At 61.4% G+C, this 13,338-nt stretch carries 14 protein-coding genes; 6 read left to right on the top strand and 8 right to left on the bottom strand.

What is annotated here, in order from left to right:
- Nucleotides 1–9: 9 nt before the first annotated feature.
- On the top strand, nt 10–579 hold the full coding sequence (locus ABTV87_RS20725) for an elongation factor P (RefSeq protein ID WP_007955690.1): 570 nt from the start codon (nt 10–12) through the stop codon (nt 577–579).
- A 65-nt stretch (nt 580–644) separates the two neighbouring features.
- On the opposite strand, the gene ABTV87_RS20720 is transcribed toward ABTV87_RS20725, so the two are convergent.
- The 4 genes from ABTV87_RS20720 to ABTV87_RS20705 form a co-directional block, all read right to left on the bottom strand.
- Entirely contained in the window at nt 645–1,658 is a 1,014-nt protein-coding gene (locus tag ABTV87_RS20720) for an alpha/beta hydrolase (RefSeq protein ID WP_433898281.1), read from the bottom strand.
- A 33-nt stretch (nt 1,659–1,691) separates the two neighbouring features.
- Nucleotides 1,692–2,111: an organic hydroperoxide resistance protein gene (locus ABTV87_RS20715; RefSeq protein WP_034155242.1), complete on the bottom strand. Its 420-nt coding sequence runs from the start codon at nt 2,109–2,111 to the stop codon at nt 1,692–1,694.
- A gap of 272 nt (nt 2,112–2,383) precedes the next feature.
- Nucleotides 2,384–2,848: a MarR family winged helix-turn-helix transcriptional regulator gene (locus tag ABTV87_RS20710; RefSeq protein WP_085607154.1), complete on the bottom strand. Its 465-nt coding sequence runs from the start codon at nt 2,846–2,848 to the stop codon at nt 2,384–2,386.
- Between the two features lie 83 nt (nt 2,849–2,931).
- The gene (locus ABTV87_RS20705) at nt 2,932–3,888 is read right to left on the bottom strand and encodes a LysR family transcriptional regulator (protein WP_433898280.1); all 957 of its coding nucleotides are present in this window, start codon (nt 3,886–3,888) and stop codon (nt 2,932–2,934) included.
- 112 nt (nt 3,889–4,000) lie between these two features.
- Between ABTV87_RS20705 and ABTV87_RS20700 the strand changes: the two genes are divergently transcribed.
- Nucleotides 4,001–4,750, top strand: a complete 750-nt coding sequence (locus ABTV87_RS20700) for a sulfite exporter TauE/SafE family protein (RefSeq protein WP_085744971.1) — start codon at nt 4,001–4,003, stop codon at nt 4,748–4,750.
- Here ABTV87_RS20700 and ABTV87_RS20695 read toward each other — a convergent pair.
- On the bottom strand, nt 4,740–5,594 hold the full coding sequence (locus ABTV87_RS20695) for a LysR substrate-binding domain-containing protein (RefSeq protein ID WP_007955701.1): 855 nt from the start codon (nt 5,592–5,594) through the stop codon (nt 4,740–4,742). The two genes, ABTV87_RS20700 and ABTV87_RS20695, sit on opposite strands and share 11 nt — an antisense overlap.
- A 97-nt stretch (nt 5,595–5,691) precedes the next feature.
- Between ABTV87_RS20695 and ABTV87_RS20690 the strand changes: the two genes are divergently transcribed.
- Nucleotides 5,692–5,907 (top strand): DUF1127 domain-containing protein, encoded by a 216-nt coding sequence (locus ABTV87_RS20690; protein ID WP_085607148.1) that lies wholly within the window; start codon nt 5,692–5,694, stop codon nt 5,905–5,907.
- 64 nt (nt 5,908–5,971) lie between these two features.
- Entirely contained in the window at nt 5,972–7,198 is a 1,227-nt protein-coding gene (locus tag ABTV87_RS20685) for a winged helix-turn-helix domain-containing protein (RefSeq protein ID WP_433898279.1), read from the top strand.
- Nucleotides 7,199–7,295: 97 nt separating this feature from the next.
- Here the strand turns inward: ABTV87_RS20685 and ABTV87_RS20680 are convergent, their stop codons facing one another.
- The gene (locus ABTV87_RS20680) at nt 7,296–8,642 is read right to left on the bottom strand and encodes a class II 3-deoxy-7-phosphoheptulonate synthase (protein ID WP_064383296.1); all 1,347 of its coding nucleotides are present in this window, start codon (nt 8,640–8,642) and stop codon (nt 7,296–7,298) included.
- A 150-nt stretch (nt 8,643–8,792) separates the two neighbouring features.
- Here ABTV87_RS20680 and ABTV87_RS20675 point away from each other — a divergent pair, with 150 nt between their 5' ends.
- Nucleotides 8,793–9,548, top strand: a complete 756-nt coding sequence (locus ABTV87_RS20675) for a spermidine synthase (protein WP_375747643.1) — start codon at nt 8,793–8,795, stop codon at nt 9,546–9,548.
- Between the two features lie 3 nt (nt 9,549–9,551).
- Here the strand turns inward: ABTV87_RS20675 and ABTV87_RS20670 are convergent, their stop codons facing one another.
- A complete protein-coding gene (locus ABTV87_RS20670) occupies nt 9,552–10,343 on the bottom strand; it encodes a crotonase/enoyl-CoA hydratase family protein (protein ID WP_433898278.1) in 792 nt (263 codons plus the stop codon).
- 422 nt (nt 10,344–10,765) lie between these two features.
- Between ABTV87_RS20670 and ABTV87_RS20665 the strand changes: the two genes are divergently transcribed.
- On the top strand, nt 10,766–12,439 hold the full coding sequence (locus tag ABTV87_RS20665) for a DEAD/DEAH box helicase (RefSeq protein ID WP_007955707.1): 1,674 nt from the start codon (nt 10,766–10,768) through the stop codon (nt 12,437–12,439).
- A gap of 77 nt (nt 12,440–12,516) precedes the next feature.
- Here the strand turns inward: ABTV87_RS20665 and ABTV87_RS20660 are convergent, their stop codons facing one another.
- Nucleotides 12,517–13,284 carry a DODA-type extradiol aromatic ring-opening family dioxygenase gene (locus tag ABTV87_RS20660; protein ID WP_085607142.1) on the bottom strand — a complete coding sequence of 256 codons (768 nt, stop codon included), beginning with the start codon at nt 13,282–13,284 and terminating at the stop codon, nt 12,517–12,519.
- Nucleotides 13,285–13,338 lie beyond the last annotated feature (54 nt).

Genomic DNA, 13,338 nt, shown 5'->3' with positions numbered 1-13,338 from the left:
ATATTCGCAATGAAAACTGGTAAAGAACTCAAACCCGGTACCGTGATCCGTATCGACAACGATCCTTGGCTGGTTCAGAAAGCTGAATTCACCAAGTCGGGCCGTAACAGCGCGATCATGAAGACCAAGCTGAAGAACCTGCTGACCGGTTACAAGACCGAAACCGTTTACGGTGCGGACGACAAGCTGGACGACGTGATCCTGGATCGCAAAGAAGCGACCCTGTCCTTCATCAGCGGTGACTCCTACACGTTCATGGACACCACCGACTACACCATGTACGAGCTGAACGCCGAAGACATCGAAAGCGTTCTGCCATTCGTGGAAGAAGGCATGACCGACGTTTGCGAAGCCGTATTCTTCGAAGGCCGTCTGGTTTCCGTAGAGCTGCCGACCACCATCGTGCGTCAGGTTGACTACACCGAAGGTTCCGCTCGCGGTGACACTTCCGGCAAGGTGATGAAGCCTGCCAAACTGAAGAACGGTACCGAGCTGTCGGTTGCTGACTTCATCGAAATCGGCGACATGATCGAGATCGATACCCGCGAAGGCGGTTCCTACAAAGGCCGTGCCAAATAAGCACTGCTTTTTGCGGAAAGAAAAAGCCCGACCATTGAGTCGGGCTTTTTTGTGCCTGATGAAAATTACTTCTTCAGGTGCTGCTTCAGTTCTTCCGAGGCCTGCAGCATCGCCGAGCGCACTGCCGGCACCTGGCTGACCACGTTGAGCAAACCGTAGTCGTGGATCATGCCGTTGTAGCGCACCGAGGTCACCGGCACGCCGGCTTCGTCGAGTTTGCGGGCGTAGGCTTCACCTTCGTCACGCAGCACGTCGGCCCCGGCGGTCTGCACCAGCGCTGGCGGCAGACCTTTCAATTGCGCGGTCGTGGCCCGCAGCGGCGAGGCGTAGATCTCGTTCCGCTGGTTGGCGTCGGTGGTGTAGTTGTCCCAGAACCACTTCATCATATTGCGGGTGAGGAAGTGCCCCTCGGCGTACTGGTTATACGAACCGGTGTCGAAACTGGCATCGGTCACCGGCCACAGCAGCACCTGGAATTTGATCGCCGGGGTGCCTTTGTCTTTGGCCATCAAGGCGACGACCGCCGCCATGTTGCCGCCGACGCTGTTGCCCGCCACCGCCAGACGCTTGCCGTCGACGTTGATCTCTTTGCCGTGTTCGGCCACCCATTTGGTCGCGGCGTAAGCCTGGTTGATCGCTACCGGATAATGCGCTTCCGGCGAAGGGGTGTAGTTGACGAACACCGCCGCCGCCCCCGAGCCAACCACCAGATCCCGCACCAGACGCTCGTGGGTCGGGAAATCCCCCAGCACCCAGCCGCCGCCGTGGAAGAACATGAACACCGGCAGCTCGCCCTTGACCCCGGCCGGCCGGACGATGGTCAGGCTCAACGGTTGGCCATCGACCTGGATAGTCTTCTCGCTGACGTCTGCTTTGGGCAGCGTCAGTTTGACCCCGGACTGTGCGCCCGTCAGCACGGCGCGGGCATCCTTGGGTGTCAGCTGTTCCATCGGTTTGCCGGTGCCGGCATTCAGCACATCGAGGAACGCCTGGGTGTTGTGTTCAACCTCCCCGGCAAATGCGCTGTGGATGGACAGGGCGAGAAGGGTACCGGTCAAGACTTTGCTGAAAGTGTTCATGTTTATTTCCTGTACGGGCCTGAGTGTCAGTGATTACACGGTGACGTGCAGACGCACATCGACGTTGCCGCGAGTGGCGTTGGAGTACGGGCAGACCTGGTGGGCAGCGTCGACCAGGCTTTGTGCGTCAGCCTGTTCCAGGCCCGGCAGGCTGATATGCAGGTCGATGTCCAGACCGAAGCCGCCAGGAATCTGGCCGATGCCGACGTGAGCGGTGATCGAGGCGTCGTCCGGGATTTTGCGTTTGGTCTGGCTGGCGACGAATTTCAGGGCGCCGATGAAGCAGGCCGAGTATCCGGCGGCGAACAGTTGCTCAGGGTTGGTGGCTGCGCCGCCGGCACCGCCGAGTTCTTTCGGAGTGGCGAGTTTGACGTCGAGGATGTTGTCGCTGGAGATCGCACGACCGTCACGGCCGCCAGTGGAGGTTGCGATTGCGGTGTAGAGAGTTTGCATGATGTGAGCCTCATTAAGTGTGTATGTTGCGCTAATTGTTTGCGCGCTAACTAGGTGCGAGGTAAATGTACTTCGCTAATATTTAGCGCGCAAGATAAATTTTTGAAGAAGTCGGTAATCGGCATTTGGATCAGGACGAGCTGTGAACCCAAGTTTTTGATATAGAAGGTTTTTTTAAGGAAAAAACGAGAGGAAATTTTTTTGCGGGGATTAGCAGCGAACGGGCGATACGCCCGCAGGCGCAAGGCTGCGCCCACAGGGAAGGGGGAGTCTTAAGCGAGGCTGTCCTGCAAATGACCGCGCAAGGCCTGCAACTCGGCTTGCAGATTTTGCAGGCGCTCCAGCGTGAAGCCACTGGCACCGAGGATGCATTGCGGAACGGTTCGGGCCTTGTCTTCCAAGGCGCGGCCCTGTTCGGTCAATTCGACGATCACCACCCGCTCATCCTCGCGGCTGCGGGTTCGGCTGAGCAAACCTTCACCTTCCAGCCGCTTGAGCAGCGGGGTCAGCGAGCCCGGATCGGTCAGCAGACGCGTGCTGATTTCTCCGACGGTCAAACCATCCTTCTCCCACAGCACCATCATCGCCAGGTATTGCGGATACGTCAGGCCAAGCGCTTGCAACAGTGGCTTGTAGACCTTGGTCATCATCAGCGAAGTGGAATGCAGGGCGAAGCAGGCCTGATTGTCGAGCAGCAGGTCTTCGCAGTGATCGGTGGTGTCGCGGGTGGTGGTCATGTCGGTGCCTTGAACGGTGATGCAGATGAATCTAGCGCTCGAATCTTTAATGCGCCAGACAATTGTGCCCGGTGGCGAGTCGGTCAGTGCCGGCCCAGTTCCCGTTGCAGGGCCAGATCCCACGGCGGCACGGGGCTGAACCGGGTCTTGAGGTATTCCAGAAGCAGGCGGCTGCGGGAACTGGCCTGTTGCTCCAGTCGCAAAGCATAGATGCCGGTGCTTTCCGGTTTCGGCAGGCCGTTTTCACAGAACAGCGGCAGCAATTCGCCGCGTAACAAGTATTCGCTCGCCAGCCAGGTCGGCAGATGCGCGATCCCGAGTCCTGCGAGCGCACCGCAAACCAGCGCCTCAGCATTGTTCGCGCTCATGCGTACCCGCGCCGGGCGGTGCAATTGCATCTGCCCGTCCTGTTCGAAACGCCAGGCGAAGGGCGGGGCGAGGCCATCCCAATCCAGACCGTCATGTTCACTTAATTGCGCTGGCTCGCTCGGCACACCCCGGCGCTTGAGATAATCGGGGCTGGCGCAGGCGATGCGCACCATGCGCGCCAGCGGTGTGGCCACCAGCCGGGTGTCGGCCATTTGCCCGGCGCGCAACACCAGATCGACCTTGCCCAGGTTCGAACCGTCCATATCGACGAAGCTGTCGATCAGATGCAGTTGCACATCGAGCCCCGGATACAGCACCAGAAAATCGGCAATCACCGGCGCCAGATGCCGGCGCCCGAATGCTGCCGGCGCATCCACCCGAATCAGACCCTCCGGCGCGCTACTCAAGGACACCGCTTCAGCCCGGGCCAACTGCAACTCGGCCACGATCCGTCGCGCCCGTTCGGCAAACGCCAGACCGGCCGGCGTGGCGCGCACCGCGTGAGTGCTGCGTATGAACAACTGGCTGCCGACAGCGCTTTCCAGACTGTCGATGCGTCGGGCAACGGCGGAGGGCGTCAGCGGATGTCGGCGTGAAGCCGCAGAGAAACTGCCGCTCTCCAGCACATCGAGAAACAGCCCGAGTTGGTCGGTCAATTGGTTGGGATTCATGAATCAGCTCAGTGCCTATGCGGATTTGGCACAGCCATTGTGCGTTGCTGTGCGTTTCCGTGCCAGCGCCGACTGCGTAGGATGAGTCGCCTGACGTATGAGGAATTCTGCTGTGATCGAGTTTTTGCTGTACCTGTTGTTTGGCGCCGCCCTTGGCACATTAGGTGGGATATTCGGCATTGGTGGCGGGCTGATCGCCATTCCGCTGCTGGGCGTGTGGTTCGGGCTCGATCAGCAGATAGCCCAAGGCACGGCGCTGGTGATGGTGGTGCCGAACGTGATGCTGGCGCTGTGGCGTTATCACCAGCGCAACCGCATCGAACTCCGGCATGCATTGCCGCTGGCGGTGATGGGATTCTGTTTCGCGTGGATCGGCTCGATCTGGGCCGTGGGCATCGACGCGCAAACCATGCGCATCGGGTTTGTCGCGTTCCTCGTGGCGTTGTCGGCCTACAACCTGGTGCGCATGTTTGGCGCGCGTCCGGCAGCGACTTCCGAGATGCGTTATTCGTGGCCGTGGCTGGGCGTGCTCGGCGCGGCGTCGGGCACCATGGGCGGCTTGTTCGGTGTCGGCGGGGCGGTGGTGGCGACGCCGGTGCTGACCAGTCTGTTCGGCACCACTCAGGTGGTCGCTCAGGGGCTGTCGCTGGCATTGGCGCTGCCGAGTACCGGCGTCACGCTGGTGACGTACGCGGTGCACCACGAAGTGGACTGGATGATCGGCCTGCCGCTGGCCATCGGCGGTCTGGCCAGCATCAGCTGGGGCGTGAAAGTGGCCCACGCGATGCCGGAAAAACTCCTGCGCGGGCTGTTCTGCGGGTTCCTGGTACTGTGCGCGGTGATGCTCGCCTTTAAAGTTTGAAGCCTTCGACGATGTGCTCGGCCAGGCATTCAGTGATCGGCGACGGATTGTTGAGATTGCGGATCAGCATGATGCTGGCCTCGGGCAATAGTGGCAGATCCTCGGCGGCGCCGAGAATCCGCAGGTCCGGGGTGATCAGGCTTTCCAGTTGTGCGGTGATCGCCAGACCCGCGCTCACCACCGCCATCAACGCCGACAGGCTGGTGCTGTTGTAGGCGATCCGGTATTCGCGGCCCATCGCGTCCAGCGCATTGCAGGCCCACAGGCGGCAGAAGCAATCACTGTTGAACATTGCCAGTGGCAGCGGCGTCTGCTCGTGGGCGCTGAAATTCTGCGCCTCGGCCCAGACGAAGCGCTCCTTGCGCAGCAACTGGCCAATCTCGTTGCCCGGCTCGCGGGTGACGATCGACAGATCGAGATCCGTGCGTTGCAGCAACTGCTTGGTCGACTCGCAGTGCACTTCGATCTGGATCAGCGGATAGAACTGGGCGAAGCGCGACAGGATTCCCGGCAGAAACCGCATCACGTAATCGTCCGGCGTACCGATCCGCACCGTGCCGACCATGTGCGGCTCGCGCAGGGTGTTGAACACTTCACTGTGCAATTTCAGGATGCGCCGCGCGTAACCGAGCAGTACCTGGCCTTCGGCGGTCAGGCGCACCTGACGCCCGTCGCGCTCGAACAACTGGCGCTGCAACACGTCCTCTTCCAGACGCTTCATCTGCATGCTCACCGCCGATTGGGTGCGGTTGACCATTTCGCCGGCGCGGGTGAAACCGCCCTGATCGGCAATCGCGACAAAGGTGCGCAGGACATCGGTATCGATACTCGGGTAAGCCGACAATTGATGAATCTCCGTGATGCATGCCATCAGAAACATTCGTTGGATTGATCGTAGCCCCGGCGCGAGACTTGAGCCATCCCTAAAGGAGGGCAACACGATGAAAGGTCAAAAACTGTATGTGAGCGATGAAAGAGTGCCGGTCCATCTGATTTCCGATCTGCTGCACAAGTTTAGCCGCTGGTACGAACTTCACCGCGAACGCGAGTTGCTTGCCAGTCTGAGCGACGAAGCGTTGAAGGACATCGGGGTCAGCCGTGCCGATGTCGAGCACGAAGCGATTCGGCCGTTCTGGGACGATCCGATGCATAAATGATGAGGCCATCGCTACACAAACCCCTTTGTAGTGAGGTAGGTTGCGAGCAGACATGGAGGTACACATGCCCGCGACATTGTCCTTTTCCCTTAAACAGGCTCGACGTCTGGCACTGGCTGCCCAAGGGTTTCACGGGCGCCAGCCGCCGGCTGTCAAGGCGATGCACGTCAACCGGCTGATCGAACGTCTCGGCCTGTTGCAGATCGACTCCGTCAACGCCGTGGTGCGCTCGCACTACCTGCCGCTGTTTTCCCGTCTCGGTTCCTATTCTGCTGACTTGCTCGACCAGGCTGCCTGGAGTTCGGGGCGACGTCGTTCGCTGTTCGAATACTGGGGCCATGAGGCGTCGTTGCTGCCGCTGTCGATGTACCCGCTGATGGGCTGGCGCATGCAGCGGGCCAGGCGCGGTGAGGACATCTATCAGCAACTGGCGCGGTTCGGCCGGGAGCAACAGGACACCATTCGCCGGGTGCTGGCGTCGGTCGAAGAGCAGGGCGCATTGGGCGCTGGCAGCCTGTCGACCCGCGAGGAAAAGGCCGGGCCTTGGTGGGACTGGAGCGCGGAAAAGCACGCACTGGAATGGCTGTTCGCCGCCGGCGAAGTCACCGTCGCCGGACGGCGTGGCTTCGAGCGTTTGTATGACTTGCCGGAACGGGTGATTCCGGCTTCCGTGCTGCAACAGCCATTGCCCGACGAGGCCGAGGCGCAGCGCGGTTTGCTGCTGCATGCAGCGCAGGCGCTGGGTGTCGGCACGGAAAAAGACCTGCGTGATTATTTCCGACTGAATCCTTCCGATGCCCGCCCGCGTCTGGCCGAACTGGTCGAGGACGGACAACTGCTGACCTGCGAAGTCGCCGGTTGGCGCCAGATTGCTTATTGCCTGCCCGAGCCGAAAATCCCGCGCAAGGTCGAGGCCAGTGCATTGCTGTCGCCGTTCGACTCACTGATCTGGGAACGCAGCCGGACCGAGCGACTGTTCGATTTCCGCTATCGGCTGGAGATTTATACGCCGCAGGATAAACGCGTTTACGGCTATTACGTGCTGCCGTTCCTGCACAACGAACGGATTGCCGCGCGGGTTGACCTGCGCGCCGAACGAGCGGCGGGGCGCCTGGCAGTGCATGCGGTGCATGAGGAGGAAACCGGACTGGATGACGCGGGGATGTTGGCGCTGGCGCTGAACCTGCGGCGCATGGCGGACTGGTTGGGGCTTGAGCAGGTGCAGCTTAATTGTCAGCGGGAAAGTGCAGGGAGGTTGCGGATGGCGCTGGCCCAGTTCGGCGTTGACTGAACTGGCCTCATCGCCAGCAGGCTGGCTCCCACATTGAATCTGTGCCGTACACAAAATCAAGTGGGAGCTAGCCTGCTAGCGATAGGGACGATGCGGTTTAACGGCGAACCTGCTTCAGTGTTTCAGCAATCAAGAATGCAAGCTCCAGCGACTGATCGGCATTCATCCGTGGATCGCAGTGGGTGTGATAGCGATCCGACAAGCCATCTTCAGTGATCGGCCGCGCGCCACCGATGCATTCGGTGACGTTCTGCCCGGTCATCTCGATGTGGATCCCGCCGGCGTAGCTGCCCTCCGCTTCGTGAACCTGGAAGAACTGCTTCACCTCGCCAAGAATCTGCGCGAAGTCGCGGGTCTTGTAGCCGCTGCTGGCCTTGATGGTGTTGCCGTGCATCGGGTCGGAGCTCCACAGCACCTGCTTGCCTTCGCGCTGCACCGCACGGATCAGCGCCGGCAGGTGATCACCGACCTTGTTCGCGCCCATCCGCGCGATCAGGTTCAGACGGCCCGGATCGTTGTCCGGGTTGAGCACGTCGATCAGGCGGATCAGGTCGTCGGGGTTCATGCTCGGGCCGACTTTCACCCCGATCGGGTTGTTCACCCCGCGCAGGAACTCAACGTGGGCGCCGTCGAGCTGACGGGTGCGGTCGCCGATCCACAGCATGTGCGCCGAGCAATCGTAGTAATCGTTGGTCAGGCTGTCGCGGCGCACGAAGGCTTCTTCGTAGTTCAGCAGCAGCGCTTCGTGGGCCGTGAAGAAACTGGTCTCGCGCAGTTGCGGCGAGCTGTCCATGCCGCAGGCGCGCATGAAGGCCAGGGTTTCATCGATGCGGTCGGCGAGGTGGCTGTACTTCTCCGCCAGCGCCGAGTTGGCGATGAAATCGAGGTTCCACTTGTGCACCTGATGCAGGTCGGCAAAACCGCCCTGGGCGAAGGCGCGCAGCAGGTTGAGGGTGGCGGTGGACTGGTGATAGGACTGCAGCAGACGCTCCGGATCCGGCACGCGGCTGGCCGAGTCGAAACCAATGCCGTTGACGATGTCGCCCCGGTAGGCCGGCAGGGTCACGCCGTCGATGGTCTCGTCGTTGGCCGAGCGCGGCTTGGCGAACTGGCCGGCCATGCGCCCGACCTTGACCACCGGGCAACCGGCGGCGAAGGTCATGACGATCGCCATTTGCAGCAACACTTTAAAGGTGTCGCGAATCTTTGCGGCAGAGAACTCGGCGAAGCTTTCCGCGCAATCGCCGCCCTGCAGCAGGAACGCCCGGCCCTGGGTGACTTCGGCAAACTGACGACGCAGCTCGCGCGCTTCGCCGGCAAACACCAGCGGCGGATAGCTGGCCAGCGTCTGCTCGACCTGGCGCAGATGCGCAGCGTCGGGGTATTGGGGTTGTTGCTGGATCGGCAGGGCGCGCCAGCTGTCAGGGCTCCAGGGTTGGCTCATCACGGTCTCTAAGGTTCTACGCACGGACGGCCATGTTAGCAGCAATTAGTGCGTGACCTGCTCCCGCCGCTTCGCCGACAATCGCCGCTTTGCCACGGCACCACAGCGGTGCCATCGCGTCACCGCGCCCGGTGACCACCAGGAGACGAAATGACTGAGGAGCGCGTCGAGCTGTTGCTCGCCGAGGTACAGGATGAGTTCGGCGTGATTCGCGTGCTGGAAGTGGCCGACTACCGCTTTCTGGAGTTCGGCGATGCCATCGAGCAAAGCTGCGTGTTTACCGCCGACCCGAGCTGGCTGGAGTACGACTACACCCGGGCGATGCTGATCGGCGCGTTGTGCCATGAGCAACCGGAGAGTGCGCTGTTCCTCGGGCTGGGCGCGGGAACGCTGACCCAGGCCTGCCTCAAGTTCCTGCCGCTGGAAGATGTCGAAGCCATCGAACTGCGCCCCGACGTACCGCGTCTGGCCATCGAATACCTCGGGCTGGATGACGATCCACGGTTGTACATCCGCGTCGGCGATGCCCTCGAATTGCTGCCGACGGCAGAACCTGCGGATCTGATTTTTGTCGACCTGTACACCGATGTCGGCCCCGGCGCCGGGCACCTTGCGTGGAATTTCCTCGGTGACTGTCAGAAACGTCTGAATCCTGGCGGCTGGCTGGTGATCAACCAATGGGCCACCGATGACGGCAAACCCTTGGGCGCGGCGCTGCTGCGCGGGCTCTATCACCGGCATTACTGGGAACTGCCGGTGAAGGAGGGCAACGTGATTCTGATCGTACCGGCGGATCTTGATCAGGTGCTGGACATGCAGGCGCTGACCGCCCGGGCTGAAGCGCTGGCGCCGAAGCTGGGTTACTCGTTGCAGGCGTTGATCAACTGCATCCGTCCGGCGACCTGATCTTCAAAGGCCTTTGAAAACGCCAGGCCTGCGCTCCACCAGCGAGCGCACACCTTCCTTGGCGTCTTCAGTGGCCAGCAACTTCTTCACCAGTGGCGGCAAGCTCTTAGCCGCCGCAGTTTCTCCTTCATAGCGCGCCTGACGCGCCGACATCAGCGTCGCCTGCACGCCAAGCGGCGCCTGCCGGGCGATGCGCTCGGCCAGTTCGATGGCACGCGGCAGCAGATCTTCGCTGGCCATGACTTCCTGCACCAGGCCCAAGCGTAGCGCATCATGGGCATCGAACTCGTCACCGGTCAGCAGCCAGCGCATCGCGTTGCCCCAGCCGGCGATCTGATGAAAGCGCAATGTCGCACCGCCGAACGGAAAGATCCCGCGCTGTACTTCCATCTGCGCGAAACGAGTGTTGCTGGCGCACAGGTTGATGTCGGCAGCGAGCATCAATTCGATACCGATGGTCAGGCAATAACCCTGCGCGGCCACGATCACCGGTTTGCTGACCCGTGGCCCGACGAACACGCCCCATGGATCGCAACCACCGGGCGGTACCTGCCAGCCATGGGCGAGGGCAGAACTGGCATTGACCAGATCGAGCCCGGCGGTGAAATGTTCGCCGTGCCCGAACACCACCGCCACCCGTGCGTCACTGTCGGCCTCGAATTCGCCGTAGGCCAGGGCCAGGTCGTTGAGCAGGTCGAGGTCGAAGGCATTGCGCTTGGCGGCGCGGTCCAGGCCGATCAAATGCACGTGGCCGTGACGCGCACGGCTCACGCGGCCGGGGCAGGGCTGATTCATGGGTGTTTCCTCGCAGGGGAAGAAAGGGTGCAGCGACCAGATGCCGCACGTCGGTGAATCGTTTAAGCGCCATCGCCCGCAGGGCCGGGGTCTTTGAAAAATAGACCTTTGCCCGATTATCCGCAAAACCCCGTTACACGGCGGTGACAACTGTATTTCACCGATAAAAAAAGCTCCCTTTTTGGGCAAATTCCGGTATAGTGCGCGCCGGCCTTTAACCGGGCCGCGTTTAGGTAGCGCAATTCCCCGAAGTCAGCTTCGGCTGCACGTCCGCACTGCGGGCTCTTCCTTGACGATTCTTTTTCATTCATTCGTTTTCGCAAATCCCCGCCGACAAAGCTGCCAGGGCGACTCTTGAGTCTCAACACGGCATGTGCAGCTTTGGAGCATGGGTCTTTGCGGATGCACTTAGAGGCAGACCCATGACCCAGGAAATCGGCGGCTTCGCCGCTCTTGAACTTCATCCCAATATTGTCGCTGCAGTAGTCGCTACCGGCTATGAAGAGCCTTCGGCCATTCAGCAGCAGTCGATCCCGATCATCCTCGCCGGTCACGATATGATTGGTCAGGCGCAAACCGGTACCGGTAAAACCGCTGCCTTTGCCCTGCCTATCCTGCACCGCATTGATCCGTCCAAGCGCGAGCCGCAAGCTCTGATCCTGGCCCCAACTCGTGAGTTGGCGCTGCAAGTTGCAACCGCTTTCGAAACCTACGCCAAGCAAATGCCGGGCGTGACTGTTGTGGCTGTCTACGGCGGCGCGCCGATGGGCCCACAATTGAAAGCAATCCGTAATGGCGCACAGATCGTTGTCGCCACTCCGGGCCGTCTGTGCGACCACCTGCGTCGCGACGAAAAAGTACTGCAGACCGTGAACCACCTGGTTCTCGACGAAGCAGACGAAATGCTCAAACTGGGCTTCATGGACGACCTCGAAGTCATCTTCAAGGCCATGCCGGAAACCCGTCAGACCGTATTGTTCTCGGCGACCCTGCCGCAATCGATCCGTGCCATCGCCGAGCGTCACCTGCGCGATCCAAAGCACGTGAAGATCCAGAGCAAGACCCAGACCGTTACCGCGATCGAACAGGCTCACCTGTTGGTTCACGCTGACCAGAAGACTTCTGCCGTTCTCAGCTTGCTGGAAGTGGAAGATTTCGACGCTCTGATCATGTTCGTGCGCACCAAGCAAGCGACCCTGGATCTGGCCAGCGCCCTCGACGCCAAAGGCTACAAAGCCGCAGCGTTGAACGGCGACATCGCCCAGAACCAGCGTGAGCGCGTCATCGACTCGCTGAAAGATGGCCGTCTGGACATCGTTGTAGCGACCGACGTAGCCGCCCGTGGTCTGGACGTTCCGCGCATCACCCACGTGTTCAACGTGGACATGCCGTACGATCCGGAATCCTACGTGCACCGTATCGGCCGTACCGGCCGTGCCGGTCGCGAAGGCCGCGCGCTGCTGCTGGTGACTCCGCGTGAGCGCCGCATGCTGCAGGTAATCGAGCGTGTGACCGGTCAGAAAGTTGCCGAAGTGCGTCTGCCGGATGCCCAGGCCGTTCTCGATGCCCGCATCAAGAAACTGACCAACAGCCTGTCGCCACTGGTGGCTGACGCCGAATCGACTCACGGTGATCTGCTGGATCGCCTGACCGCCGACATCGGTTGCACCCCGCGTGCCCTGGCTGCCGCACTGCTGCGCAAGGCCACCAATGGTCAGGCGCTGAACCTGGCAGCGATCGAGAAGGAACGTCCACTGGTGCCGAACAGCGCGCCACGTGGCGACCGTCCTGAGCGTTCCGGTGATCGTCCGGACCGTGGTGACCGCGAGCGTCGTGCTCCGATGCCATTGGGCGAAGGCCGTGCCCGTTGCCGTACCGCGCTGGGCGCGCGTGACGGTATCGCGGCGAAAAACCTGCTGGGCGCCATCCTCAACGAAGGTGGTCTGGCACGTGAAGCCATCGGTCGCATCCAGGTGCGTGACAGCTTCAGCCTCGTCGAGCTGCCGGAAGATGGTCTGGACAAACTCCTGACCAAGCTGAAGGACACTCGCGTTGCCGGTAAGCAGCTGAAACTGCGTCGCTACCGCGAAGATTGATCCGCCTCTGGGCTGATTGATCGAACATAAAAAATCCCCGACTGGTTCGGGGATTTTTTTTGCCTGCGATTTAGGCATCAGCCGAAGCGATAGATGTCCATGCCCAGCGCGCCCATAGTGAAACCTTGATGCGCAATGCTGAATTCACCGCCAGCGCCGCGGGCGAAGTACAGCGGCAACAGGTGCTCGTCACTGGGATGGCTGCGTACGGCGTTCGGTGCCTGCTGGCGGTAATCGTGCAGGGCGGCTCCGTCGTTGGCGGCGAGCTTGTCGACTATCCAGTCGCGGAAATCCCGGGCCCACGGCTCGACGCTTTCCGGGCCGGCGTGCCAGTCCAGTTCCCGCAGGTTGTGGGTGATGCTGCCGGAGCCGATCAACAGAATGCCCTGTTCGCGCAGACTGGCCAGCGCTTGACCGACGCGGTTCTGCAACGCCGGGCCGCCACGGCTGGGCAGGGAAACCTGGACCACCGGGATGTCGGCTTGCGGGTACATCAGCGAGAGCGGAACCCACACGCCGTGATCGAACGGTCGTTGTGGATCGAGACGTGCGGGCAGGTCGTTGGCGGTCAGCAGGTCGGCAACCTCGCGGGCCAGTTGCGGATTGCCCGGTGCCGGGTACTGAACTTCAAACAGCGCACGGGGGAAGCCACCGAAGTCATGCCAGGTTTCCGGTTGCGCATGGCTGCTGACCAGCAGCTCATGGCTTTCCCAATGGGCGGAAACGATGACGATGGCTTTCGGGCGTGGCAGTTCGGCCGCCAGCCGCGCCAGGGCCGGGCCGCTGGCGCCGGGCTCCAGCGCCAGCATGGGCGAGCCGTGAGAGATAAACAGGCTGGGAAACATGGAAGAGTTCCTGAGCGTTAAGATGGCTCATCTTCAGTCAGTTCATTGATCTAA

The organism is Pseudomonas sp. PSE1(2024) (genome assembly GCF_050990555.1).
Classification (GTDB): Bacteria; Pseudomonadota; Gammaproteobacteria; order Pseudomonadales; family Pseudomonadaceae; genus Aquipseudomonas; species Aquipseudomonas aphyarum.
This window is presented reverse-complemented; position numbering and strand designations above follow the sequence as displayed.

Bases quoted from the DNA above. Each gene is read 5' to 3' on its own strand.
- ABTV87_RS20725 (WP_007955690.1), top strand. From the start codon at position 10: ATGAAAACTGGTAAAGAACTCAAACCCGGTACCGTGATCCGTATCGAC.
- ABTV87_RS20720 (WP_433898281.1), bottom strand. From the start codon at position 1,658: ATGAACACTTTCAGCAAAGTCTTGACCGGTACCCTTCTCGCCCTGTCC.
- ABTV87_RS20715 (WP_034155242.1), bottom strand. From the start codon at position 2,111: ATGCAAACTCTCTACACCGCAATCGCAACCTCCACTGGCGGCCGTGAC.
- ABTV87_RS20710 (WP_085607154.1), bottom strand. From the start codon at position 2,848: ATGACCACCACCCGCGACACCACCGATCACTGCGAAGACCTGCTGCTC.
- ABTV87_RS20705 (WP_433898280.1), bottom strand. From the start codon at position 3,888: ATGAATCCCAACCAATTGACCGACCAACTCGGGCTGTTTCTCGATGTG.
- ABTV87_RS20690 (WP_085607148.1), top strand. From the start codon at position 5,692: ATGAAAGGTCAAAAACTGTATGTGAGCGATGAAAGAGTGCCGGTCCAT.
- ABTV87_RS20685 (WP_433898279.1), top strand. From the start codon at position 5,972: ATGCCCGCGACATTGTCCTTTTCCCTTAAACAGGCTCGACGTCTGGCA.
- ABTV87_RS20680 (WP_064383296.1), bottom strand. From the start codon at position 8,642: ATGAGCCAACCCTGGAGCCCTGACAGCTGGCGCGCCCTGCCGATCCAG.
- ABTV87_RS20675 (WP_375747643.1), top strand. From the start codon at position 8,793: ATGACTGAGGAGCGCGTCGAGCTGTTGCTCGCCGAGGTACAGGATGAG.
- ABTV87_RS20670 (WP_433898278.1), bottom strand. From the start codon at position 10,343: ATGAATCAGCCCTGCCCCGGCCGCGTGAGCCGTGCGCGTCACGGCCAC.
- ABTV87_RS20665 (WP_007955707.1), top strand. From the start codon at position 10,766: ATGACCCAGGAAATCGGCGGCTTCGCCGCTCTTGAACTTCATCCCAAT.
- ABTV87_RS20660 (WP_085607142.1), bottom strand. From the start codon at position 13,284: ATGTTTCCCAGCCTGTTTATCTCTCACGGCTCGCCCATGCTGGCGCTG.